Annotated in this window: 20 protein-coding genes; 13 read left to right on the forward strand and 7 right to left on the reverse strand. The window is 53.8% G+C overall.

The genetic code is table 11. The features are described from left to right. The 5 genes from tssG to LJN55_RS00920 all read left to right on the forward strand — a co-directional run bounded on the left by tssG (window position 1) and on the right by LJN55_RS00920 (window position 5,101). Window positions 1–1,026 (forward strand): type VI secretion system baseplate subunit TssG, encoded by a 1,026-nt coding sequence (gene tssG, locus LJN55_RS00900; RefSeq protein ID WP_227536441.1) that lies wholly within the window; start codon window positions 1–3, stop codon window positions 1,024–1,026. 72 nt (window positions 1,027–1,098) lie between these two features. Then, window positions 1,099–2,166 carry a type VI secretion system protein TssA gene (locus LJN55_RS00905; protein WP_227535501.1) on the forward strand — a complete coding sequence of 356 codons (1,068 nt, stop codon included), beginning with the start codon at window positions 1,099–1,101 and terminating at the stop codon, window positions 2,164–2,166. After that, window positions 2,167–3,168 (forward strand): fimbrial protein, encoded by a 1,002-nt coding sequence (locus tag LJN55_RS00910; protein WP_159337700.1) that lies wholly within the window; start codon window positions 2,167–2,169, stop codon window positions 3,166–3,168. It begins immediately after the preceding gene. A 32-nt stretch (window positions 3,169–3,200) separates the two neighbouring features. Beyond that, window positions 3,201–4,547 (forward strand): GlcNAc-transferase family protein, encoded by a 1,347-nt coding sequence (locus LJN55_RS00915; RefSeq protein ID WP_167864214.1) that lies wholly within the window; start codon window positions 3,201–3,203, stop codon window positions 4,545–4,547. 77 nt (window positions 4,548–4,624) lie between these two features. Continuing rightward, the gene (locus LJN55_RS00920; protein WP_159337704.1) at window positions 4,625–5,101 is read left to right on the forward strand and encodes a DcrB-related protein; all 477 of its coding nucleotides are present in this window, start codon (window positions 4,625–4,627) and stop codon (window positions 5,099–5,101) included. A gap of 112 nt (window positions 5,102–5,213) precedes the next feature. Here LJN55_RS00920 and LJN55_RS00925 read toward each other — a convergent pair whose 3' ends face one another. Further along, the gene (locus LJN55_RS00925) at window positions 5,214–5,810 is read right to left on the reverse strand and encodes a LuxR C-terminal-related transcriptional regulator (protein WP_159337706.1); all 597 of its coding nucleotides are present in this window, start codon (window positions 5,808–5,810) and stop codon (window positions 5,214–5,216) included. A gap of 321 nt (window positions 5,811–6,131) precedes the next feature. Between LJN55_RS00925 and LJN55_RS00930 the strand changes: the two genes are divergently transcribed. From LJN55_RS00930 to kdpD, 6 genes are all read left to right on the forward strand, one after another. Continuing rightward, window positions 6,132–7,049, forward strand: coding sequence for a DMT family transporter (locus LJN55_RS00930; protein ID WP_227535502.1), 918 nt, complete (start codon window positions 6,132–6,134; stop codon window positions 7,047–7,049). A gap of 205 nt (window positions 7,050–7,254) precedes the next feature. Then, window positions 7,255–7,344, forward strand: coding sequence for a K(+)-transporting ATPase subunit F (gene kdpF / locus LJN55_RS24005; RefSeq protein WP_133844480.1), 90 nt, complete (start codon window positions 7,255–7,257; stop codon window positions 7,342–7,344). Beyond that, on the forward strand, window positions 7,344–9,029 hold the full coding sequence (kdpA, locus tag LJN55_RS00940) for a potassium-transporting ATPase subunit KdpA (RefSeq protein ID WP_227535504.1): 1,686 nt from the start codon (window positions 7,344–7,346) through the stop codon (window positions 9,027–9,029). Before kdpF ends, kdpA begins: the two co-directional genes overlap by 1 nt. Before the next feature lie 16 nt (window positions 9,030–9,045). Next, window positions 9,046–11,094: a potassium-transporting ATPase subunit KdpB gene (gene kdpB / locus LJN55_RS00945; protein WP_227535505.1), complete on the forward strand. Its 2,049-nt coding sequence runs from the start codon at window positions 9,046–9,048 to the stop codon at window positions 11,092–11,094. Between the two features lie 10 nt (window positions 11,095–11,104). Next, window positions 11,105–11,677, forward strand: a complete 573-nt coding sequence (gene kdpC / locus LJN55_RS00950) for a potassium-transporting ATPase subunit KdpC (protein WP_227536442.1) — start codon at window positions 11,105–11,107, stop codon at window positions 11,675–11,677. Between the two features lie 114 nt (window positions 11,678–11,791). After that, window positions 11,792–14,473 carry a two-component system sensor histidine kinase KdpD gene (kdpD, locus tag LJN55_RS00955; RefSeq protein WP_227535506.1) on the forward strand — a complete coding sequence of 894 codons (2,682 nt, stop codon included), beginning with the start codon at window positions 11,792–11,794 and terminating at the stop codon, window positions 14,471–14,473. A 32-nt stretch (window positions 14,474–14,505) separates the two neighbouring features. On the opposite strand, the gene LJN55_RS00960 is transcribed toward kdpD, so the two are convergent. The 5 genes from LJN55_RS00960 to LJN55_RS00980 all read right to left on the reverse strand — a co-directional run bounded on the left by LJN55_RS00960 (window position 14,506) and on the right by LJN55_RS00980 (window position 17,802). Next, window positions 14,506–15,108, reverse strand: a complete 603-nt coding sequence (locus LJN55_RS00960) for an alpha/beta hydrolase (RefSeq protein WP_227535507.1) — start codon at window positions 15,106–15,108, stop codon at window positions 14,506–14,508. A gap of 20 nt (window positions 15,109–15,128) precedes the next feature. Continuing rightward, on the reverse strand, window positions 15,129–16,070 hold the full coding sequence (locus LJN55_RS00965) for a glutathione S-transferase family protein (RefSeq protein WP_227535508.1): 942 nt from the start codon (window positions 16,068–16,070) through the stop codon (window positions 15,129–15,131). 10 nt (window positions 16,071–16,080) lie between these two features. Further along, complete coding sequence (locus LJN55_RS00970; RefSeq protein WP_133844464.1) at window positions 16,081–16,497, reverse strand: DoxX family protein; 417 nt, start codon at window positions 16,495–16,497, stop codon at window positions 16,081–16,083. 115 nt (window positions 16,498–16,612) lie between these two features. Then, window positions 16,613–17,515, reverse strand: coding sequence for a LysR family transcriptional regulator (locus LJN55_RS00975; RefSeq protein ID WP_133844462.1), 903 nt, complete (start codon window positions 17,513–17,515; stop codon window positions 16,613–16,615). Between the two features lie 95 nt (window positions 17,516–17,610). Further along, the gene (locus LJN55_RS00980; protein ID WP_227535509.1) at window positions 17,611–17,802 is read right to left on the reverse strand and encodes a hypothetical protein; all 192 of its coding nucleotides are present in this window, start codon (window positions 17,800–17,802) and stop codon (window positions 17,611–17,613) included. Between the two features lie 82 nt (window positions 17,803–17,884). Here LJN55_RS00980 and LJN55_RS00985 point away from each other — a divergent pair, with 82 nt between their 5' ends. Then, window positions 17,885–19,717 carry an ABC transporter ATP-binding protein gene (locus LJN55_RS00985; RefSeq protein ID WP_320443512.1) on the forward strand — a complete coding sequence of 611 codons (1,833 nt, stop codon included), beginning with the start codon at window positions 17,885–17,887 and terminating at the stop codon, window positions 19,715–19,717. Between the two features lie 19 nt (window positions 19,718–19,736). Here LJN55_RS00985 and LJN55_RS00990 read toward each other — a convergent pair whose 3' ends face one another. Next, a complete protein-coding gene (locus LJN55_RS00990) occupies window positions 19,737–20,867 on the reverse strand; it encodes a GNAT family N-acetyltransferase (protein ID WP_159337723.1) in 1,131 nt (376 codons plus the stop codon). Window positions 20,868–21,059: 192 nt separating this feature from the next. On the opposite strand from LJN55_RS00990, the gene LJN55_RS00995 reads away from it, so the two are divergent. Then, window positions 21,060–21,965 carry a siderophore-interacting protein gene (locus tag LJN55_RS00995; RefSeq protein WP_227535510.1) on the forward strand — a complete coding sequence of 302 codons (906 nt, stop codon included), beginning with the start codon at window positions 21,060–21,062 and terminating at the stop codon, window positions 21,963–21,965. Window positions 21,966–21,970: the final 5 nt, after the last annotated feature.

Consider the following 21,970-nt stretch of genomic DNA (forward strand, 5'->3'; position numbering starts at 1 on the left):
ATGAAAGACAATTCGCATATTCAACCAACAGCCTCCGAGCTAGACACGTGGTTCAAGCAGGATGAACCCTGGAATGCGGGCTACATTAGCTTAATGCGTGCAATAGCGGCAAAGACGACTGATATGCCACCGATTGGCAGGGCTAAACTTCCTGTGCAGGAGGCTTTCCGGGTCGGGCAGTGTGCTAATATGGCTTTTGCTCCGCGTGAAATATCGGCTATTTCAATGGAGAACGGCAAGGTTAACCTTGAGCTATTTGGTTTAGGAATATGGGGCCCTCAGGGGGCGATGCCGCTGCATTTTTCTGAGTTGGCCTATTCTCGATCAGAAGCTTACGATAATACGCTGATTGATTTTGTTAATATATTTCATCATCGCGCATTATCGTTGTTGTATCGTGCGTGGTTTTTATCGCAGGATACGGCCTCTCTTGACCGTAAATATGATGAGAGATTTTCATTTTATATCGGAAGCCTAATCGGTATTGATGCACAAGAACTTGAACATTCTCACTTACCGCCACACGCTCGATTAGCATCATCTTCTCACCTGATTCGTGAATCCCGTAATCCGGAAGGGATCATTGGCGCTTTACATTATTATTTTCAGGTACCTGTGCGAATGGAGGAGTTTGCAGAACAGTGGATACGTCTGGATAAGTGCGATCAAACTATTTTAGGCGATGATGCCTGTGCGATGCTGCTTGGCGACGGGGCTATTCTAGGCAATACCGTGAGAGATTGTCAGCACAAGTTCAAACTCATTTTAGGCCCTCTAACTCTTAAAGAATATATGCAGTTCAGTCCCTGGGGAGATGATCTTCCAGTCTTGCAGGAGTGGGTAAAAAACTTTGTTGGGTATGAGTATGCATGGGATATACAGCTGGTTTTGGCTGCAGAAGAGGTTCCTCATGCAACGCTAAATGGTACACATCAGCTTGGCTATGCGACCTGGCTCGAAAGACTGAATAACATAGAACCGGTTTCTGGCATGAGCTTTGAACCGGAAATTTATTGCCACAGCTAGATGGTCTGTGGTTTTTATCTCGTGTATGCCGGGGATGGGCATATATGCCAGAGGTTAATTAGGAGGGAGCCTGTGTCTGATACTATCATCACTGAACTAAGTCAATTTTATAGTGGATTTTTGCAGCCTGTTTCGGATGAATTTCCATGTGGCGATAGTCTTGAGTATGATTCAGCCTTTATTCTTCTGCTGTCTAAAATTCAACCGAAACAGGGTGCTGAATACGGTAATTTTGTTGAACAGGCAGAACCTGTAAATTGGTCAGAGGTTCAGCGCGAGTGTGCTGCCTTGATGCAGAAAAGCAAAGATGTACGTTTGTTTATTATTATGATCCGCTGTCGCTTAAGGCAAATCGGTTTACTGGCGGTAGAGGAAGGAATCACAGCCTTAAAAGCCCTCATCGAAATTTATCCTGAACAGTATTACCCCTTATTGCTTGATGAAGGTGACTTTGAGCCCGTCATGCGGGCCAATGCATTTTCAGAAATGGATGATGCTTCGGGGTTAATTACAGACTTAAGAAATCACAAATTGCCTAAAGCGGCGGGCCAGGTTATTTCCTTAAAGGATTTTGAGAAATCATTCGCCACTCCTCGTGAACCGGATGCGCTTCCCGAAGCGATGGTCTCTGCAATGTTAGAGGAGTGGCATCAACAGGCTGATAAAGAGATTATCTCTTTGAACTGTGCGATGAAATCTTTGCTGGCAATCCGGCACTCCTTGAGGGACAGCCTCGGTGAAGAGGCTCCCGAGTTGCCGGTTATCACCCATCTCCTCACTCTTTTTCCACAATCGTCATCTGTTGTTGAAGCGGATTTATCTGAACCTGAAAGCGATGAAACCCATCTTGAATCAGTGCAGGACGATGCCAGCACCACACCACGTGAAGTGCAAAAAGGTGCATTGCAGTCTGCAAAGTGCTCTGTTTCAACAGCGAAAATTAACCATAAGATAGAAAATCGCCAGGATGCTTTAGCACAGTTAATTGAGATTAGATCGTGGTTTACGCGTATGGAGCCAAGTAGTCCAGTGATCTTATTACTGGAACTAACAGAAAGCATGGTTGGAAAACGTTTCACTGAGCTAATGAAAATCCTTCCATCAGAACTCATTAATAAAATTGACAGCGAGAACACATAAATGAAATTTTTTGGAGTGAAAATTTTAATGGCATGTTGTGCGTTAGTCAGTACCGCTTTGCAGGCTGAATGTACCCTCGACACAACCGGGGAATCAGATAGGGGCCCCCCCGTTACGTTTATTCTCCCTGCGCAGGTTTTGAGTATCAGTGCCGATAAGCCCGTCGATACCGCCATGCCATTCGCTACGATCACTTCCCCCCTGGCGGGACACGCTGTGACCTATATCAACTGTACGCCTGGCATCTCTTATGGAGGAATGCCTTACGGTCTTCCTACTCCGGATGGAAATAATATGTACTCTACCAATATTCCTGGTGTGAGTATGAAAATTCGGTGGGATAATGGCACTGTTAAAAAAGACATCCCTTATGCCGGTAATCTCCCTATGCAGTTAAGTCGCATAGTCTATTTTGCTAATTCTTATTTCGTAGTTGAGTTTTTTAAAACGGCAGAAGTGATTCGTTTGATGCCTAATAAAGAAAATGTTGTCTTTGATGGCGGTGATTCCGCCTATAATTATGTTGGTGTCAATGCAATGTCGAATTATGCACAAAAACTTAATATAGGAAAAATTACACTCAATAGTACACCGGCCTGTACTTTTGAGAGCACAAAAAACATCGATTTTAATACTGTCACACCAGCCCTGGCGGATTCAGGGGTTGAACGTCCCCTCGACTTTGAAATGAACTGCAGGACTGACTATGGAAGCTATTCTGTCTTTGCTTCAATCATTGCGGACGCCCGTACCCCTGATGGTAAATATATTACTGTCACCGATGCCGGAGGATATACGGATCGTCTGAGAATTCAAATAAGAGATAATGAAGGAGCCAGTATTGCCGTGGATGGTTCAAGTTTGAGAAAAGTAACAAGCAACGATAAAGTCCCTGCGCAGTTTAAATGGACGGCGACATTAGCGTCACCTGGCAAGACAAGTAAAAGACCCACCGGTGGTAAATTTGATGCCAGAGCTGAGATTGTATTACAAGTAAATTAACACATATTTAATATTTAAGATGAGGGTATAAAATGGATAATGTACCTTGTGTTTTTGTTAGCATCGCGAGCTATCGCGATTCAGAACTTATTCCTACTTTAATGGATATGATTTCTCAGTCTGTCAGCCCACAGTCCCTACATATCAGTATTTGCTGGCAGTGTGATGAAGACATCTCTATTTTTCTCGATAAAGGAATGCAGCTTACCCAGCAGCGACTTCATCATGGCTTTCAACTCTATCTCTTCAGCTATCGAGGCGCGGTGATCCATGTGATAAGCGTTCATTATTACCAGAGCCAGGGTGCCTGTTGGGCCAGACATATTGCAGAAACACTTTATAATAAGGAAGAATACTTCCTGCAGATTGACTCCCACTGTCGTTTTATATCCGGCTGGGATAGCCAAATGGTTGAGGTATTGAATGATTTAACTGTTTTGAGTCCTAAACCCATTCTCACATGTTATCCACCGTCCTATCAACCGGATAATTTAGAGGATAGAAAAAACGATCTGACTCGATTAATGTTCAGAGGGTTTTCTCAGGAAAAAATTTTACAGCTGAGCCCTTATGTGATGACTGACGATGTTACGTACCCGGTCAGAGGAAGTTATCTTGCTGGAGGATTTATTTTTTCATTAGGGAGCTTCGTTACAGAAGTTCCTAATGATCCTCAGATATTTTTTGAGGGTGAAGAAATAGCCATGGCAGTCAGGGCATTTACTCATGGCTATGACATTTTTCATCCTCAAAAAGTATTGCTATGGCATTTTTACGGCAGAAAAGACCATGTGAAAATCTGGACAGATCATGGCAATGAGGCAAAAACTAAAGGCAGCATTGATCAAGCTTGGTGGGAAAGAGACGCTATATCTAAAAACAGAGTAAAAACCTTACTCGGCCATAAGACCACTGAGCAGTGTGATCATGGCATTTACTGTCTTGGTAAGCAACGTAGCCTGAGTGATTTCGAGAGAACGGCAGGAGTGGATTTTTCTCGCTGTCTGGTTCATCCGGATGTCATTGGAGATGAGCATAAAGCTTATTTCGCCAACGGGGAATTGATCGAAGGGCTTTGGCGTTCATTGCTTGTCGGTGTCAAAAAAAGAACGGTTAACTTTGACTCATCCAGAATAACCACGTTAGGAAGAGATGCTCTTTACTGGTATGTCGGTGTCTATACGGAAGATAACACGCTGCTCGAACAGCATACTCTCTATAACGCTGAAATAAATGAGAGAATTTCTAATTCGGAAGATGGCAGTTTTTCACTATCGCTTGATTTTACTTCGGAAGAAAGTTTAAACCCTCATTCTGTTCGTATTAGTCCATTCATCGACAGAGCAGGGTGGGGTGAAGTCATCGAGGAAAAATGGTAGCGGCTTTTTCTTTTTTAACAAAAAAAATCACAGCTTTATTAAGTTGTAATCTTTTCTATTTAACAAGCGAGTTATCAATGATTACTTATGAAGTGTTAGAGGGCGATTTCCTCACTGATATCCCTGTTGTCGATGTTACTGTTAATGTAATGCGTTTTCGCGATCCTGAAGATTACGAATATAATATCATTATTAACCGGGTTATGATGGCAGAAGGCCAAACGGTGGTGACTTTTTGCGAGAAGCAGATGAAAACAATGCAAAATACCCTTCCTGGCTTTAAGAGTGAAGGAAAACAACTCGAACATAAAATTGGGCCTGCAAAACTCCCCGTCGTTCAGGTCGCTCATCGTTATCTTGAAAATGGCAATTTTGTCCGTCAAGTCCAGTCTTATACGCAACTGCCTAAGCATCCAGACTACAATCCTGGAAATAATATGTTGATGATTTTTACTCTTGTCGCCGATCAGGATTTCACTGATTTTCAGCGTAAGCATTATGTTCAAATTATGAATTCATTTACACCTAAAACTAAACCACTAGGAAATAAATAATGTTTACCAAATGTTTTACTTCCATTTGAATCCTTGATTTTTCTTTACTGAGGAGGTCCGTGATAAAATCGACCTCCTCTTAATGATTCATTCGAATATTCAATGTTGTACGTTATATACATAACGTTTTTCTTTCATTTCGTCGACAGGTTACAATAAATTTTGCATAATTATAAAAGTCAGTTTTTTTATTGAATTTCATCTTCCTTGATGCGTTTCTAAAATGAACGTTAATCGTTCTCTCAGAACGATTTATCTGTCTTGATATATTCCTTATGTTATTCCCCCTGCCTAGTAATAGCATTATTTTAGTTTCGGTTAGAGACAGTTGCTCATGTTTTTTTAATCCTGTTATTCTGTAAAAATCATCATTTATGAAGTCATTGCTATCCATGCTTGCGATGAAAATTATTTTTTCAATTATCCTTTTTATATCAGTTATTTTTTTATTTTTACAAGCAAAAGGAATGTGCAAAGTTGATTTTTCTTTGCTGATGTGTGGTTCATCCAATTTTTTTGTGTTTTTGAATAAATTTATACTTATAGATGAATCTCTGAGTGTAATATTAGTTATCTCGCTCTTCTCTGTGCTATCATCATCAGTAATAAATCCAAAGTCGCTTAATGCACTTTCTAGTGCTGATTGTTGAAGCAACGACTCCAATCCTTTTTTATAGAAAAAATTTTCACTTTCAATTAAAATTTTCATAATATCTGACTGTCCATGTCATGAGTTGGTTATTTTCTTTATCATATCCTTAAAGATAAAATGCATTTTGTCATTCTATGTTAATTCCGTTTATTTGGAGTTTTCTTCTGTTTTTATTGTGTTGGCGATGTTTTTTATGGAAGCATACAATTTCCCTTTCTGATCTCTCTCTCTATTGAATCATGCTATGTCTTATCGGCCCTCGTGGGTTAATCATCAGTAGACAGGTTGCTTTTTTTTTCTGCTGCAGTCTATAAAGAGGATTAATCACAGTCGGCGTGTGACCAATTAGTGTCAATAATCAGTCTTCAGGAGCGTGTTGTGAAGCAAGGTGATATCGGTCGTTTAATGTTACTCGCGGCGATTTGGGGAGCCAGTTTTTTATTTATGCGCGTAGCCACTCCCTATTTTGGTTCGCTGAATACCGCGTTTTTACGCGTGGTGTTTGGCTGTGTTGGCTTGATAGCGCTGTTGCTGGTACTACGAACCCACATCGCCTTTCATGGTAAAGCGTTGCCGGCGATGTTACTGGGGGTGATCAACTCGGCTGTGCCTTTTGTTATGTATTGCCTGGCGGCAAAATGGCTGCCTGCGGGTTATTCGGCGATCCTGAATGCCACTACACCGCTGATGGGTGTGCTTATTGGGGGTCTTTGTTTCAGTGAAACCTTTACGCTGAGAAAAATCGTTGGGGTGGTACTGGGCCTGGTGGGAATTGTACTGCTGACCACTACTGGCAACCTGGCCCTGACACAGGAGGTGCTGCTGGGTATTGCCGCGTGTCTGGTGGCGACGGCTTGTTACGCCAGCGCCGGATTTCTGACTAAAAAGTGGATTGGCGATCGCGGTGGTCTGGATGCCCGGCTGGTCGCGCTGGGCAGCCAGGTTGGCGCCAGTATCTTTCTTCTTCCGGTGTTTATCGGTTCGCTGATCATCCAGCCTGTCGTGCAGTGGAACCATCCAGGCGTATGGCTTTGTGTGCTGGCGCTGGGGCTGATCTGTACTGCCTGGGCTTATATTTTGTTCTTTCGTCTGATTGCTGATATTGGCCCACTAAGAACGCTGACGGTGACTTTCCTCATCCCGCCGTTTGGCATTCTGTGGGGTTATCTGTTCCTTGGAGAAACCCTCTCAAAAGGATTTATCGCCGGAGGATGGGTGATCATCGTCGCGGTATGGCTGGTCGCGGGGGGTATCAAGCCAAAACCAAAGATTAAAGAGGTGGTGATAAAACCCTGACGGAGCATGACTTCAAAGATGAACAGCTACGTTATTTAGTCATTATCAGCGCGACAGGGCAATGCCCTGTCGCCACCATCATCGATTCCCCTGTTTTCACGCCCATTTTTATACTTTCTTTACACCCCCGCCCTGCATTTTTACATCAACTTTGCACGCCACTCGCAACAATAGCGTTACTGAAAAACGCCTTTGGAGGTGTGTTGTGAGCGTCGCTGTCACTACTGGCATTGTGCTGGTCTGTTTGCTGCTGGGCTACCTGGTGTATGCCCTAATCCATGCGGAGGAATTCTAATGGCCGCACCTGCTTTTTTACTGATTGCCAGTTACATGGTGTTGCTGATGCTGTTGGCCCGTCCGCTTGGGAAAGGGCTGGCACGTCTGGTGGATGACCGTCCGCTCCCCGGATTGGCTGGTGCGGAACGCATCCTGTGGCGTCTTAGTGGTGTGGCCTCGGAAGGCATGAGCTGGCAGCGTTACCTTTGGGCGATCCTGCTGTTCAACGCCTGCGGCTTACTGCTGCTGTTTGTCATGCTGGCGAACCAGGCCAGTCTGCCGTTGAACCCTCAGCAGCTACCGGACCTCAGCTGGCATCTGGCGCTCAACACCGCCGTTAGCTTTGTCACCAACACTAACTGGCAGGCGTATGCCGGGGAAAGCACCCTGAGCTATTTCAGCCAGATGGTCGGGCTGACTGTTCAGAACTTCCTCTCGGCTGCCACCGGGATCGCCGTGGCCTTCGCGCTGATGCGCGGATTTGCTCGGCGAGCATTGGGGGAGCTGGGTAATGCCTGGCGCGATATTACCCGCATTACGCTGTATGTCCTGCTGCCGCTGTCGCTATTGATGGCATTGTTCCTCGTCAGCCAGGGTGTGTTGCAAAATGTCGACAGCTATCTGAGCCTGACCACGCTGGAAGGTGTGAAGCAGACGCTGCCGATGGGGCCTGTCGCTTCGCAGGAAGCGATCAAAATGATTGGCACCAACGGCGGTGGTTTCTTCAACGCCAACTCTGCTCATCCGTTTGAAAACCCGACGGTATACAGCAATTTTGTCCAGATGCTGGCGATCTTCCTGATCCCGGCAGGGTTGTGCTTTGCCTTCGGTGAGGTGGTGCGCGATACCCGTCAGGGACATGTGCTGCTGTGGACGATGTCACTGATGTTTATCCTGGCGGTGGCGGTGGTGATGTGGGCCGAGCTCAATGGGAATCCACACTTCCTCACGCTCGGTGCTGACAGCGCTATCAATATGGAAGGCAAGGAGACGCGCTTTGGCATCCTCAATTCCAGCCTGTTTGCGGTGATTACCACCGCAGCTTCCTGCGGTGCCGTCAACGCCATGCACGATTCGTTTACCGCACTGGGCGGCATGGTGCCGATGTGGCTGATGCAAATCGGAGAAGTGGTCTTCGGCGGCGTGGGTGCCGGGCTGTACGGCATGCTGCTGTTTGTGATGCTGGCGGTCTTTATCGCCGGGCTGATGATCGGTCGTTCCCCGGAATATCTCGGCAAGAAAATTGACGTATGGGAAATGAAAATGACCGCACTGGCAATCCTGGTGACACCGAGCCTGGTGCTGCTGGGCACGGCGCTGGCAATGATGACTGAGGCCGGGCGCAGCGGCATGCTGAATCCCGGCATACATGGCTTCTCGGAAGTGCTGTATGCCGTCTCCTCGGCGGCCAATAACAACGGTAGCGCCTTTGCCGGGCTGAGTGCGAACACGCCGTTCTGGAACCTGCTGTTGGCGTTCTGCATGCTGGTGGGCCGCTTTGGCATCATTATTCCTGTACTGGCGATTGCCGGTTCTCTGGCGCTGAAAAATGTCCAGCCTGCTGGCCAGGGCACGCTGCCGACTCACGGGGCGCTGTTTATTGCCCTGCTGGCAGGCACCGTGCTGCTGGTCGGTGCGCTGACCTTTATCCCGGCACTGGCCTTAGGGCCAGTGGCGGAACATCTGCAAATGATCGGTCGTTAACGGGCGGAGAAGAGACATGAGTCGTAATCAACAGGCGCTGTTTGATGGGGCGCTGATGCGTGTCGCGCTGCTCGATGCGTTGAAAAAACTGGACCCGCGCATTCAGGTACGCAACCCGGTGATGTTTGTGGTGTGGTTGGGCAGCGTGCTGACCACGCTGCTGGCCATTGCAATGGCGGCCGGGAAAACCCCGGGTGAAACGGGCTTCACTGCCGCCATCGCCGTCTGGCTGTGGTTTACCGTGCTGTTTGCCAATATGGCGGAAGCGCTGGCAGAAGGGCGCAGTAAAGCACAGGCTAATAGCCTGAAGGGCATCGCCAAAACCAGTTTTGCCAAAAAGCTGGCCGCGCCGGAGTACACTGCCCGTCAGCAGTCTGTGTCCGCAGAATCCCTGCGCAAAGGCGACTGGGTACTGGTGGAAGCGGGCGATATGATCCCCTGCGACGGCGAAGTCTTGGTGGGTGGCGCATCGGTGGATGAAAGCGCCATCACCGGCGAATCGGCGCCCGTCATCCGCGAATCTGGCGGTGACTTCTCATCCGTCACCGGCGGTACACGGATTCTCTCCGACTGGCTGGTGGTGCAGTGCAGCGTCAACCCGGGGGAAACCTTCCTCGACCGGATGATCGCGATGGTGGAAGGGGCGAAACGGCGTAAAACGCCGAATGAGATCGCCCTGACTATTCTGCTGGTGGCGCTGACCATCGTGTTTGTGCTGGCCACCGCCACGCTCTGGCCGTTTACCGCCTGGGCAGGGACGCCAGTGAGCCTGACGGTGCTGGTGGCGCTGCTGGTATGTCTGATCCCCACCACAATCGGCGGTTTGCTGTCGGCGATTGGCGTGGCGGGCATGAGCCGTATGCTGGGGGCCAACGTGATCGCCACCAGCGGCCGTGCGGTAGAAGCGGCGGGGGATGTTGATGTATTGCTGCTGGATAAAACTGGCACCATTACGCTGGGTAATCGCCAGGCAACGCAATTCCTGCCAGCCGCGGGTATCAGTGAACAGCAGCTGGCCGATGCCGCACAGCTGGCCTCACTGGCCGATGAAACCCCGGAAGGGCGCAGTATTGTGGTGTTGGCGAAGCAGAAATTTAATCTGCGCGAACGCGACCTGAAAAGCCTGGATGCCACTTTTATTCCATTCTCGGCGCAGACGCGCATGAGCGGGGTGAACGTGCAGCAGCGCACGGTGCGTAAAGGTGCGGTTGATGCGGTGCGCCGCTATATCGACAGCAACGGCGGCCAGTTCCCGCCAGAGGTTAACGGCATGGTGGAACAGGTGGCGCGTGCGGGCGGCACACCGCTGGTCGTCTGTGATGGTGTAACGGTACTGGGCGTGGTGGAGCTGAAGGACATTGTGAAGGGCGGCATTAAAGAGCGCTTCGCCGAGTTGCGAAAAATGGGCATTAAAACAGTGATGATCACCGGGGATAACCCGCTGACCGCCGCCGCGATCGCCGCCGAGGCTGGCGTGGATGATTTCCTGTCAGAAGCGACCCCCGAAGCCAAGCTGGCACTCATCCGTCAGTATCAGGCCGAAGGACGGATGGTGGCGATGACCGGAGATGGCACCAACGATGCCCCGGCACTGGCGCAGGCTGATGTGGCGGTGGCCATGAACTCCGGTACCCAGGCGGCAAAAGAGGCGGGTAACATGGTCGATCTCGACTCCAACCCGACCAAACTGCTGGAAGTGGTGCATATCGGCAAACAGATGCTGATGACGCGCGGTTCCCTGACCACATTCAGTATCGCTAACGATGTGGCAAAGTATTTTGCCATTATCCCGGCCGCGTTTGCTGCCACGCTGCCGCAGCTCAATATGCTGAACGTGATGCAGTTGCACTCACCCAACTCCGCCATTCTGTCAGCGGTGATCTTCAACGCGCTGGTGATTGTGTTCCTGATCCCGCTGGCGTTGAAAGGGGTGAGCTATCGCCCGCTGAGTGCTGCCGCGCTACTGCGTCGTAATCTGTGGTTGTATGGTGTCGGCGGCCTGCTGGTGCCATTCGCTGGGATTAAACTGATTGATATGTTACTGACCCTTCTGGGCATGGCATAAGGAAAATATGATGAGCCAATTACGTCCTGCTCTGTTTTTACTGATATTACTGACGCTGGTCACCGGGCTGCTCTATCCTCTGTTAACCACCGGGCTGGCGCAGTGGTGGTTCCCGCAGCAGGCCAATGGTTCGCTGTTACGCCAGGAGGGTACCGTGCGCGGTTCGGCCCTGATCGGCCAGAATTTTACGCGTGCTGATTATTTCCAGGGGCGGCCATCGGCCACGGGTGATGCGGCGTATAATCCGCTGGCCTCTTCTGGCAGCAATCTGGCGGGCAGCAACCCTGCGCTGGACAAGGCGATTGTTGAACGCGTGGCGGCACGGCGTGCGGCGAACCCGCAGGCCAGCCATCAGGTGCCGGTGGATCTGGTCACTGCCAGCGGCAGCGGGCTGGACCCGCAGATTTCACCTGCGGCAGCGCACTGGCAGGCAGCACGCGTAGCGCAGGCACGCCAGCTTCCACTGGAAACGGTTGAACGGCTCATTGTCGATAATACGATGACGCCGCGCCCGGCGTTTATCGGGGAGCCGGGTGTGAATGTGCTGGCGCTGAACCTGGCACTGGATGCATTACAGCGTTAAACCCTGACGGGTCGGGTATGCCCACCACTACGGTGGTAAGGGCTCGCTCACCTGCGAAACTCGCGTAGGGGCGAGGCATGTCTCGCCCGTTGTTTTCCCTGTTTAAGGAATCGGATGAACGACGAACTCCAGCGCCCTGATCCGGATGCGCTGCTACGCCTGGCGGCAGAAAGCCATCGCGGTAAGCTGAAAATTTACTTTGGTGCCTGTGCTGGTGTGGGAAAAACGTGGGCGATGCTCCAGGAGGCCCGCCGTCTGCGTGCACAGGGGCTGGAGGTGCTGGTAGGCGTGGTGGAAACCCACAACCGCCCGGAAACGGCTGCGTTGCTGGCCGGGCTGACCCTGCTGCCGCGACGGGCCACCGGGCAGCATCGCCACCCCGAATTTGACCTTGATGCAGCGCTGGCCAGCCATCCGGCAGTGATTCTGATGGACGAACTGGCGCACAGTAACGCCCGTGGCTCACGTCACCCGAAACGCTGGCAGGACATTGAAGAGCTACTGGATGCCGGTATTGACGTGATCACCACGGTCAACGTTCAGCATCTGGAAAGCCTGAACGATGTGGTTGGCGGCGTGACCGGCATCCGCGTGCGCGAAACCGTGCCTGACCCGTTTTTCGATGCTGCTGACGATGTGGTGCTGGTGGACCTGCCGCCGGATGACCTGCGTCAGCGGTTGAAAGAGGGAAAAGTTTATATCGGTGAGGGCGCAGAACGCGCCATCGAAAACTTCTTCCGTAAAGGTAACTTGATCGCTCTGCGCGAGCTGGCGCTGCGGCGCACCGCCGATCGCGTCGATGACCAGATGCGTGCCTGGCGTGATACTCAGGGACGGGAAAAAGTCTGGCACACGCGTGATGCCATTCTGTTGTGCATTGGTGATAACAGTGGCAGTGAAAAGCTGGTGCGCAGTGCTGCCCGGTTAGCGGCCCGGCTCGACAGTGTCTGGCATGCTGTTTATGTCGAAACCCCACGTCTGCATCGCCTCTCTGAAGCGCGGCGGCGCGGCATTCTGCGGACGCTGCAACTGGCGCAGGAGCTCGGTGCGGAAACCGCCACGCTTTCAGACCCGAGCGAAGCCAGTGCGGTGCTGCGTTACGCTCGCGAGCACAACCTTGGCAAAATTATTATCGGCCGCCGTCCGACCCGCAGCTGGTGGCGCGAACGTTTTGCCGACCGTCTGGGTGAACTGGGGCCGGATCTCGATATTCTGATCGTCGCGCTGGATGACCCGCCGCCAGATGCCGTCAGTCCACTGGCTCCACGCGCAGGCGGAGGCGGCAATGAAGGAAAATGGCATGCACAACTGCGGGGTTGCGCCGCCGCGTTGTTACTCTGTGCGCTGGTGACCGTTGCCGGGCGCTGGCTGCTACCGGCGGTCGATTCGGTTAACCTGGTGATGGTTTACCTGCTGGCCGTGGTGATTGTCGCGCTGCGTTACGGGCGCTGGCCGTCGGTGGTGGCGACACTGCTGAACATTGTCGCCTTTGATTTAGTGTTTGTGGCACCCACTGGCACGATGGCGGTGTCGGACGTGCAGTACCTGGTCACCTTCGGCGTGATGCTGGCGGTCGGCGTGATCGTCGGTAATCTGACCGCCGGGGTGCGCTATCAGGCACGGGTGGCGCGCTATCGTGAACAGCGGGCGCACCATTTGTATGAAATGGCCAAAGCCCTTAGCCGGGCGCTCAGTCAGCGTGATATTGCCGCCACGCTCCAGCGCAGCGTAGAGAGCACCTTGCAGGCCCGCAGTGAGCTTTATCTGCCTGATGAACAGGGCGAGCTGGTCGCGGTGGGGGAAGCCCATCTCAGTGCCGTACCGGACCGGGCAATTGCCCGCTGGAGCTTTGATAAAGGCCAGCCCGCCGGGGCCGGAACCGATACGCTGCCCGGTGTTCCCTGGCAGATGCTGCCGCTGAAAAGCGGCAGTGAAACACTGGGCCTGTTGATCCTTGAACCTCTCAACCTGCGTCAGCTGATGATCCCCGAACAGCAGCGATTGGTCGAAACGTTCACCGTGCTGATCGCCAACGCCTTAGAACGTATGAATCTTAGCCAGCGTGAGGCGGTGTCCAGGCTGGCGGCCGAGCGCGAACAGCTGCGTAATGCGCTGTTATCTGCGCTCTCCCATGACCTGCGCACCCCGCTGACGGTGCTGTTTGGTCAGGCTGAAATTCTGACGCTCGACCTGGCTTCAGAGCACTCACCATATGCTCCGCAGGCCAGTGCCATGCGAGAGCAGACGTTGAACACCATCCGGCTGGTGAATAATCTGCTGGATATGGCGCGGTTGCAGTCCGGCGGCTTTCATCTGAAACGTGAGTGGATGGCACTGGATGAATTGGTCGGCAGCACGTTGCGCCAGCTCTCCGTACTGCTGGCCGGACGCAATATCGCGCTCGATCTGCCGCCGATGCTGCTGATGGATGTCGATGGTCCACTGATGGAGCGTGTGTTAAGCAATCTGCTGGAAAATGCACTGAAATATGCAGGTCCTGCGGCGAACATCGGCATACGTGCCACACAGTCGTCAGCGCAGCGGCTGATGCTCGAAGTGTGGGATGACGGCCCGGGCATTGCTGGTGGGCAGGAGCAGTTGATTTTCGAGAAGTTCTCCCGGGGCAACAAAGAGTCGGCCGTGCCGGGTGTCGGGCTGGGGCTGGCGATTTGTCAGGCGATAGTCACTTTGCATGATGGCACCATCCATGCGGAGAACCGGCCGCAGGGCGGTGCTCGTTTTATCATTACGCTGCCGCTTACTCCGCCGCCGGTGATTGAGGATTATGCGGAATAGATCGGGCCGGGCATGCCCGGCCCCTACGGAGATCACCCCAGGCGTGCGGCAATAAACTCAACGGCTCTTTGTGCGCCCTGGGCCGAAATGGTGTGCCCGATGCCCGGCTCAAACTGGCTGCTGACCTGCACACCCAGAGCGCGCAGACGCTGCTCTGCCGATTCGCTTTCCTGTACCGGGATCACCCCATCGGCCATGCCGTGCACCAGCAGTACCGGCGTATTCAGCGCCGGAGTGAACGGCTGTGGTGATGACAGTCGACCTGAGAATGCCACCATCCCGGCTACCGGCCAGCGGCCTGACACCAGCGTATCGAGCGCCATAATCGAGCCCTGCGAGAAGCCGACCAGCACCACCTTATCCAGATGCTCGCTCATCTGATGCCGATCGAGGATCGCCTGGAGAGTCTGGTCAAAGGCGGCACGCGCTTCTGCCACACGTGCAGGGCGGTTTTCCGGCGTAATACCCGCCAGGCTAAACCACTGCCAGCCTGCACCCTGTTCAAAGTGGTACGGTGCATTGGGGCTGGCAAAGCTTACGCCTGGCAGGGAGGGCGCCCAGTGGTCTCCCAGGCCTGCCAGATCATCGCCGCTGCTGCCAACGCCGTGCAGTAAAATAACTAATCCTTTCGACATTGTTCGCCTCGTAAATCAGATTAAAAACCGTAGCTGCTCATGTCTGGCCCGGCGGGCACAATCCCGTTAGGGTTCAGTGCCTTAATAGAGTAATAACCCTGCTTAATATGGTCGATGCTGACCGTTTCACGCACGCCGGGGATCGCCAGCAGACGTTGCAGGTAAGCATTCAGCGCCGGGAAGTCCCGTAACTGGCGCAGGTTGCACTTAAACAGACCGTGATAGGCAACGTCAAAGCGAATCAGCGTCACGAACAGGCGAATATCGGCTTCGGTCAGAACAGCATCAAACAGATAAGGACCACTGTTGCTCAGACGCGTTTCCAGCTCAGCCAGCATGCCGAACACATCATTAAAGGCTTCACGGTAGCTGATGGCGGTGGTGGCAAACCCGGCGCGATAAACACCGTTGTTCAGTCGGGGATAGATCTCCGCGTTCAGCGCGTCAATCTCTGCACGCAGGGATTCAGGGTACAGATCGACAGACTGTGTTGCCAGCGCACCAAAGCCACTGTTGAACATGCGTACGATATCCGCCGATTCATTACTGACGATGGTGCCGGTTTTTTTGTCCCACAACACCGGCACCGTTGCCCGCCCGGTGAAACTGTCGTCGGCGCGGGTATACAGCTGATGCAGATATTCCGCGTGGTTCAGGGTATCGCGGTCGGCACCCGGGAAGTCGCCAAAGTGCCAGCCTTCATCGGTCAGCTGTGGCTCAACGACGGAGACGCTGATGACCTCCTCCAGCCCTTTCAGCTTACGGGCGATTAATGTGCGTGACGCCCACGGGCAGATCAGCGCCACATACAAATGGTAGCGATCTGGCTCTGCGAGGAAGCCACTGCTGCCATCCGCCGTCACCCAATGACGGAAGCTTGAGGTCTGCCGGACAAAGCCGCCTTTTTCATCGGTGGCCTGTACCGGGTGCCACTCTGCCGTCCATTTACCGTTTACCAGCATCAGTCGTTCCTCAGTTCAGGCGTGAAGCAGGCAGGGAGGCTTTCAGCGCGTATTTTCCGTCACCGATCAACGCCAGTACCAGCAGGCTGATTGTCCAGAATACCGGGTATTCCCAGCCGCCGTTCGGGTTGGTGAACCAGAAACCCGCCGCACCGTGCACTGTAGCAATCGCACCCAGCAGTACCGGGATCAGCAGCAGCGCGGCAATGCGTGGGCGGTAGCCAACAATCAGTGCCACAGCGCCCAGCACTTCCCAGGCGATGGTGACGTAAGCCAGCCCACCGGGCAGGCCCAGTGACTCAAAGAATTTCGCGGTGCCAGCCGGGGTGAAAACAAAAAACTTCAGGCCAGCGTGCGCCAGGAACAGGATGCCAAGCGAAAGACGCAGGATCAGCGCGGCCCAGGGGGCGGTACGGGTATCAGTCATGATGAGATGCCTTATAACGTGTGAGTGTCAGGGTTGATAAAACACACTCTACACTCATTCCTCCGCACTGATTATCCTGCCATTCGCGCAATGATTACTTCCATATTGGAAGTAATCACCAGCCCTGATCCCACTCTGGCTTCCCGGCATAATGGCTGACAAGGAAGTCGATCAGCGCCCGTACCTTATGGGCCAGATGGCGTGCCGGGGGATAAACGGCGTACAGGCCGAGCGGAGGAATTTCACTCTCAATCAGCAGAGGCCGGATGGTTCCAGTTCGTAAGGCGGCACCGGCAATAAAGGTCGGCAGTCGGGCAATACCCAAGCCGCTCAGCGCCGCGGTCAGGCAGGCCTCGGCATTGGAAAAACGCAGACGGCCACTGACGGGCACAGTTTCGCCTTCATTGCCGAACGGCCAGTTATAAGGATCGCGGAAGTTGGTGTCGATAATGCAGTTATGATCGGCTAATTGCTGAGTATGCGTTGGCATACCGTGCCGCCGCAAATAGTCATCGCTGGCGGCGATCACCACGCGCATATCGCTGAGGCGGCGGGCAATCAGGCTGCTGTCGCTCAGTTTTCCGATGCGGATGGCAACGTCAAATCCCTCATCGACGATGTTCACGATACGGTCTGAGAAGCTGACATCCAGTTCAATTTCCGGAAACTCGCGGGCAAAGGCGATCAGCGCCGGGGCCAGTTGGCTGGCACCAAACGTGATGGGCGCGCTGAGTTTGATGCGTCCTGAGGGTTTCCCTGCAGCGTGGCGCACCGAGGCATCCAGCGCATCCCATTCATCCAGCAGATGTTTGACCTGAGAAAAATAGGCCTGCCCGACTTCGGTGGGGGACAGCGCACGCGTGCTGCGTTTCAGCAGTTGCACGCCCAGCTCTTTTTCCAGTTTTGATACCAGTTTAGAGGCCTGGCCACTGCTGGTACCCAGCCGGGCCGCCGCTGCGGCAAAGCTGCCCAGCTCGAGCACCGCCACAAACATTCGATCGCAATCCAGACGTTCCACGGTTTTCCCTTGTGTGCAGAAAAACGGGCCGGACCTGCCCGGCCCCTACGTGATCCCATCGTAGGTGCAAGGTATGCCTCGCCCTGATGACACCATTAAACCAGCCGCGCACCGCTTTGTGCATCAAACAGATGGATTTTTTCGGGATTGATATCCAGAGCAAGGGATTGCTGCGGTTCCAGCGCCACGCGCCCGGCGAGCTGAATATGCAGGGTTTTCCCCTGGCAGGTCAGGAAATGGTGGTGCTGATAGACAGCAGCAACATGGGCTATTGCGCTGATTATCATCGGGGAATCCCCGCCGCCGGTCGACCCTCACCCCGGTTATGCACTAAGCTGAACAATCCTGCCGTACACATGAGCCTGCTTTATGCTTTATCGCCGTTTTGAAAGGATGATCAACATCTTCAGGGATGCCCCGGCCGACACGCCACCCAACAACCTCTGGGCATTCTATCTGTTCTATCTGCGTCAGGTGTGGCCGTGCTTCGCGCTGTTACTGGTGATTGGACTGGTAGCCTCACTGATCGAAGTAGCGCTGTTCCGCTATCTCAGCCGTATCATCGACCTGGTGAATAGCAGCCCCACCGCCACCTTCTTTAGCGACCACGGCAGCGAACTGCTGTGGATGGTGGTGGTGGCGCTGATCTTCAGGCCACTGTTTATTGGCCTGCACGACCTGTTGGTGCACCAGACCATCAACCCCGGCATGACCAGCATGATCCGCTGGCAGCATCATAACTACGTGCTGCGTCAGAGCCTGAACTTCTTCCAGAATGATTTCGCCGGGCGTATCGCCCAGCGCATTATGCAGACGGGCAACGCGCTGCGCGACTCTGCGGTGCAGGCGGTCGATGCCCTGTGGCACGTGCTGATTTACGCCGTCACCACGCTGGTGCTCTTTGCCGAAGCAGACTGGCGGCTGACCATCCCGCTGTTGATCTGGATTGTCGGTTACGTGTTGTGCCTGCGCTACTTTGTGCCGCGCGTCAAAGCCCGTTCGGTGGCGTCGAGCGATTCCCGTTCCCGTCTGATGGGCTGCATTGTTGACGGTTACACCAATATCACCACCCTGAAGCTGTTTGCCCACAGCGATCTGGAGCGTCAGTACGCCCGCGAGGCGATTGGCGACCAGACGGTAAAAACCCGCAGCCAGGGACGTATGGTCACCGGCATGGATGTGGTGATCACTACGCTGAATGGTCTGCTGATTATCAGCACTACCGGGCTGGCGCTGTGGCTGTGGACGCAGTCACTGTTAAGCGTTGGGGCGATTGCGCTGGCTACCGGGCTGGTAATCCGCATCGTCAACATGTCCGGCTGGATTATGTGGGTGGTGAACGGCATCTTTGAAAATATCGGGATGGTGCAGGATGGCCTGCAAACCATTGCCCAGCCCGTCAAAGTCAGTGATAAAAACCAGGCTCCGGCGCTGCGGGTGCAGCAGGGCGAAATCCAGTTTGAGGCTATCCGCTTTAACTACGGCGGCGAACGCACGGTGATTAATGACCTGCAGCTGACCATCCGGCCCGGTGAAAAAATCGGCCTGATTGGCCCCTCCGGCGCGGGAAAATCCACGCTGGTGAATCTGCTGCTGCGGTTGTATGACCTGAACGGTGGCCGCATCCTGATAGATGGTCAGAACATTGCCGATGTCACTCAGGAGAGCCTGCGTGCACAGATTGGGATGATCACCCAGGATACCTCCCTGCTGCACCGTTCGATTCGCGAGAACCTGCTGTACGGTCGGCCGGATGCCAGCGAAGAGGCGTTAACGCGCGCTATTCATCAGGCGAGAGCCGATGAATTTATTCCCCTGCTGTCCGATCCGCAGGGCCGCACCGGGCTGGATGCCCAGGTGGGTGAACGCGGCGTGAAGTTGTCCGGTGGGCAGCGCCAGCGTATTGCGATTGCCCGCGTACTGCTGAAGGATGCGCCGATTCTGATTATGGACGAAGCCACTTCCGCGCTGGATTCCGAAGTGGAAGCGGCGATTCAGGAGAGCCTGGAGACGTTGATGGGAGAGAAAACCGTGATTGCGATTGCCCACCGGCTATCGACCATCGCCCGTATGGATAGGCTGGTGGTGCTGGAGCAGGGCCGGATTGCCGAAATTGGCAGCCACAGCGAACTGCTGGCAAAAGGCGGCCTGTATGCGCGCCTGTGGCGCCACCAGACCGGCGGATTTGTCGGCGAAGGATGATGGTCATGCCCGACGGGTATCACTGCCCGTCGGGCTGCCGCCACGGTAGCGAGGCTTTGGCTTCCTCTGCCCAGTTGCGCACGCCTTCACGCTCCTGATGCAGGAAATCGGCGACCGCATCGTGCAGCCCGGCGTGGCGCAGCAGGTGCCAGGATTCTGTCAGCACCGGTTCGAAACCACGAATCAGCTTATGTTCACCCTGAGCACCGGCATCAAAACGCTGCAGCCCGTGCTCAATGGCGTACTCCATCCCCTGATAGAAGCAGGTTTCAAAATGCAGGCGGTTGAACTCTTCCAGGCAACCCCAGTAGCGGCCGTAGAAGGTGTTGCCATCCACCAGACTGAACGCCATGGCCACCGGCTCTCCGTGCTGGCTGGCGATCACCACGCGAATCGCTTCCGGCATGCGCTCGGCCAACAGGCTGAAAAACAGGCGCGGCAGGTAAGGCTGACGGCCGCGCACGCGGTAGGTATTGGCGTAACAGGCGTAAACAAAATCCCACTGCGCCTCCGTCACCTCTGCGCCCTGATACCAGACAAACTCCACGCCCTGGCTGGCAACCAGCTCGCGCTCTTTGCGCAGCTGTTTGCGCTTGCGCGAGGTGAGGAGGTCGAGAAAATCCTGGAAATCGCGAAAACCCCGGTTGTGCCAGTGATACTGGCAGCCGAGGCGCGGCAGCCAGCGCGGATCCTGCTCCAGCCCCTGGTGAATACGCTCATCGCTGAAATTAATATGGCCGCTGAAGAGCTGCCGTTCGGCCAGAAACGCAGGTAAGGCCTGTAACAGCTGCGCGGCCTGGCGATCGCTCCCAAGCAGTCGTGCGCCGCTGACCGGACTGAATGGCACCGCCGACAGCCACTTCGGATAATAAGGAATCCCTGCCCGCTCGCTGGCCTCTGCCCAGGCGTGATCGAAAACGTATTCTCCCATCGAATGATTTTTCGCGTAGCCAGGCATGGCCGCACGCGGCGTTCCCTCTTCCATCCACAGCAAATGCTGCGGCAGCCAGCCCGAAGCGCGGCTGACCGCACCGCTCTCTTCCAGAGTGGAGAGAAAAGCATGACGTAAAAAAGGCTGAGAGTTGGGGGCCAGGGCATCCCACTGACTGGCCGGAATATCGGCCAGTTGCGTCAGGACAGTCAGGGACATCGGCGTGCTCCGCATTTACCACAGGGAAAGCGCTACGTTGACGGCTTTTTGCGCCGGGATCAATCCGTTATTCCACGAGGGTGATGTAAAGAAGCCTCGTTCTCATTCTCATTATCATCTGGCTTTGCTATTCTTGCCGACCTTATGTGCGTTATCACACGTGCGCGGCTTTCAGGTTTACAAGGCGGGTTTATGGCGAGTGTTCAGGGTTATCGCTTGTTTAATGTAGTGCTGGCGCGTAAGCAGGTACTTTCTCCTTCGATGCTGTGCTGCGTATTCAGCGGTGATGACGTGCGTCAGATGAAAATGGATGCACCGGATCAGCGGATAAAACTGCTGTTTCCTTCCCTCGACGGCACGCCCTCAACGTTGACCGATGAGGGTGATAAAACCTGGTGGGAAACAGCCCGCGCGATGCCGCAGGATATCCGTCCGATTGCCCGTACCTATACCCTTCGTCACGTCAATGCTGATGCCGGAGAAGTAGAAGTCGAGTTTGTGATGCACGGTACCGAAGGCCCGGCTTCGGCCTGGGCGCTGAATGCTGAGCCGGGTGCAGCGCTGCAAATGGTGGCACCAAATCGCGCCTGCCCGACCAGCAGCGGTGGCTACGAGTGGGACCCGCACCCTGACGTGGAGCGCGCGCTGGTCGTTGCAGATGAAACGGCACTCCCGGCGGCGAAAGCGATCCTTGAACAGCTGGCTGGCTGGAGCAACCCGCCGCAGTTACAGATGTTCCTGGAAATGCCGAAACGCGGCGACTGTGTTGATCTCAGCCACTATACTTTTGCCGACATCCACTGGCTGCCGCGTGAAGAAACCGGTGCCTCTCATGGTGAAGCGTTACTGCAGGCGGTGCAGCAGCGGGTGATGCTGCCGGAAAGTGCGTTGGTGCGCGGTGAGCTGCATGAAGAGAAGGATGGCGATATCCTCTGGGACCGTGCCGATAGCGGAGATAAACGCTTTCATGGCTGGGTTGCTGCCGAGTCCAGCGCCGTTAAACAACTGCGCCGCTATCTGATTGGTGAGCGCGGCCTGTCGCCGGAGTGCATCAGTTTTATGGCCTACTGGAGCCGTGGCCCGCGCCGCAACGACTAACCCTC

It is taken from the genome of Erwinia rhapontici (genome assembly GCF_020683125.1).
Classification (GTDB): domain Bacteria; phylum Pseudomonadota; class Gammaproteobacteria; order Enterobacterales; family Enterobacteriaceae; genus Erwinia; species Erwinia rhapontici.

What these genes read in the sequence shown, in the direction of transcription:
- kdpD (WP_227535506.1), top strand. Translation starts at nt 11,792, where the DNA reads ATGAACGACGAACTCCAGCGCCCTGATCCGGATGCGCTGCTACGCCTG.
- LJN55_RS00965 (WP_227535508.1), bottom strand. Translation starts at nt 16,070, where the DNA reads ATGCTGGTAAACGGTAAATGGACGGCAGAGTGGCACCCGGTACAGGCC.
- tssG (WP_227536441.1), top strand. Translation starts at nt 1, where the DNA reads ATGAAAGACAATTCGCATATTCAACCAACAGCCTCCGAGCTAGACACG.
- LJN55_RS00925 (WP_159337706.1), bottom strand. Translation starts at nt 5,810, where the DNA reads ATGAAAATTTTAATTGAAAGTGAAAATTTTTTCTATAAAAAAGGATTG.
- LJN55_RS00985 (WP_320443512.1), top strand. Translation starts at nt 17,885, where the DNA reads ATGCTTTATCGCCGTTTTGAAAGGATGATCAACATCTTCAGGGATGCC.
- LJN55_RS00970 (WP_133844464.1), bottom strand. Translation starts at nt 16,497, where the DNA reads ATGACTGATACCCGTACCGCCCCCTGGGCCGCGCTGATCCTGCGTCTT.
- kdpB (WP_227535505.1), top strand. Translation starts at nt 9,046, where the DNA reads ATGAGTCGTAATCAACAGGCGCTGTTTGATGGGGCGCTGATGCGTGTC.
- LJN55_RS00990 (WP_159337723.1), bottom strand. Translation starts at nt 20,867, where the DNA reads ATGTCCCTGACTGTCCTGACGCAACTGGCCGATATTCCGGCCAGTCAG.
- kdpC (WP_227536442.1), top strand. Translation starts at nt 11,105, where the DNA reads ATGAGCCAATTACGTCCTGCTCTGTTTTTACTGATATTACTGACGCTG.
- LJN55_RS00915 (WP_167864214.1), top strand. Translation starts at nt 3,201, where the DNA reads ATGGATAATGTACCTTGTGTTTTTGTTAGCATCGCGAGCTATCGCGAT.
- LJN55_RS00995 (WP_227535510.1), top strand. Translation starts at nt 21,060, where the DNA reads ATGGCGAGTGTTCAGGGTTATCGCTTGTTTAATGTAGTGCTGGCGCGT.
- LJN55_RS00960 (WP_227535507.1), bottom strand. Translation starts at nt 15,108, where the DNA reads ATGTCGAAAGGATTAGTTATTTTACTGCACGGCGTTGGCAGCAGCGGC.
- LJN55_RS00920 (WP_159337704.1), top strand. Translation starts at nt 4,625, where the DNA reads ATGATTACTTATGAAGTGTTAGAGGGCGATTTCCTCACTGATATCCCT.
- LJN55_RS00980 (WP_227535509.1), bottom strand. Translation starts at nt 17,802, where the DNA reads ATGATAATCAGCGCAATAGCCCATGTTGCTGCTGTCTATCAGCACCAC.
- kdpA (WP_227535504.1), top strand. Translation starts at nt 7,344, where the DNA reads ATGGCCGCACCTGCTTTTTTACTGATTGCCAGTTACATGGTGTTGCTG.
- LJN55_RS00910 (WP_159337700.1), top strand. Translation starts at nt 2,167, where the DNA reads ATGAAATTTTTTGGAGTGAAAATTTTAATGGCATGTTGTGCGTTAGTC.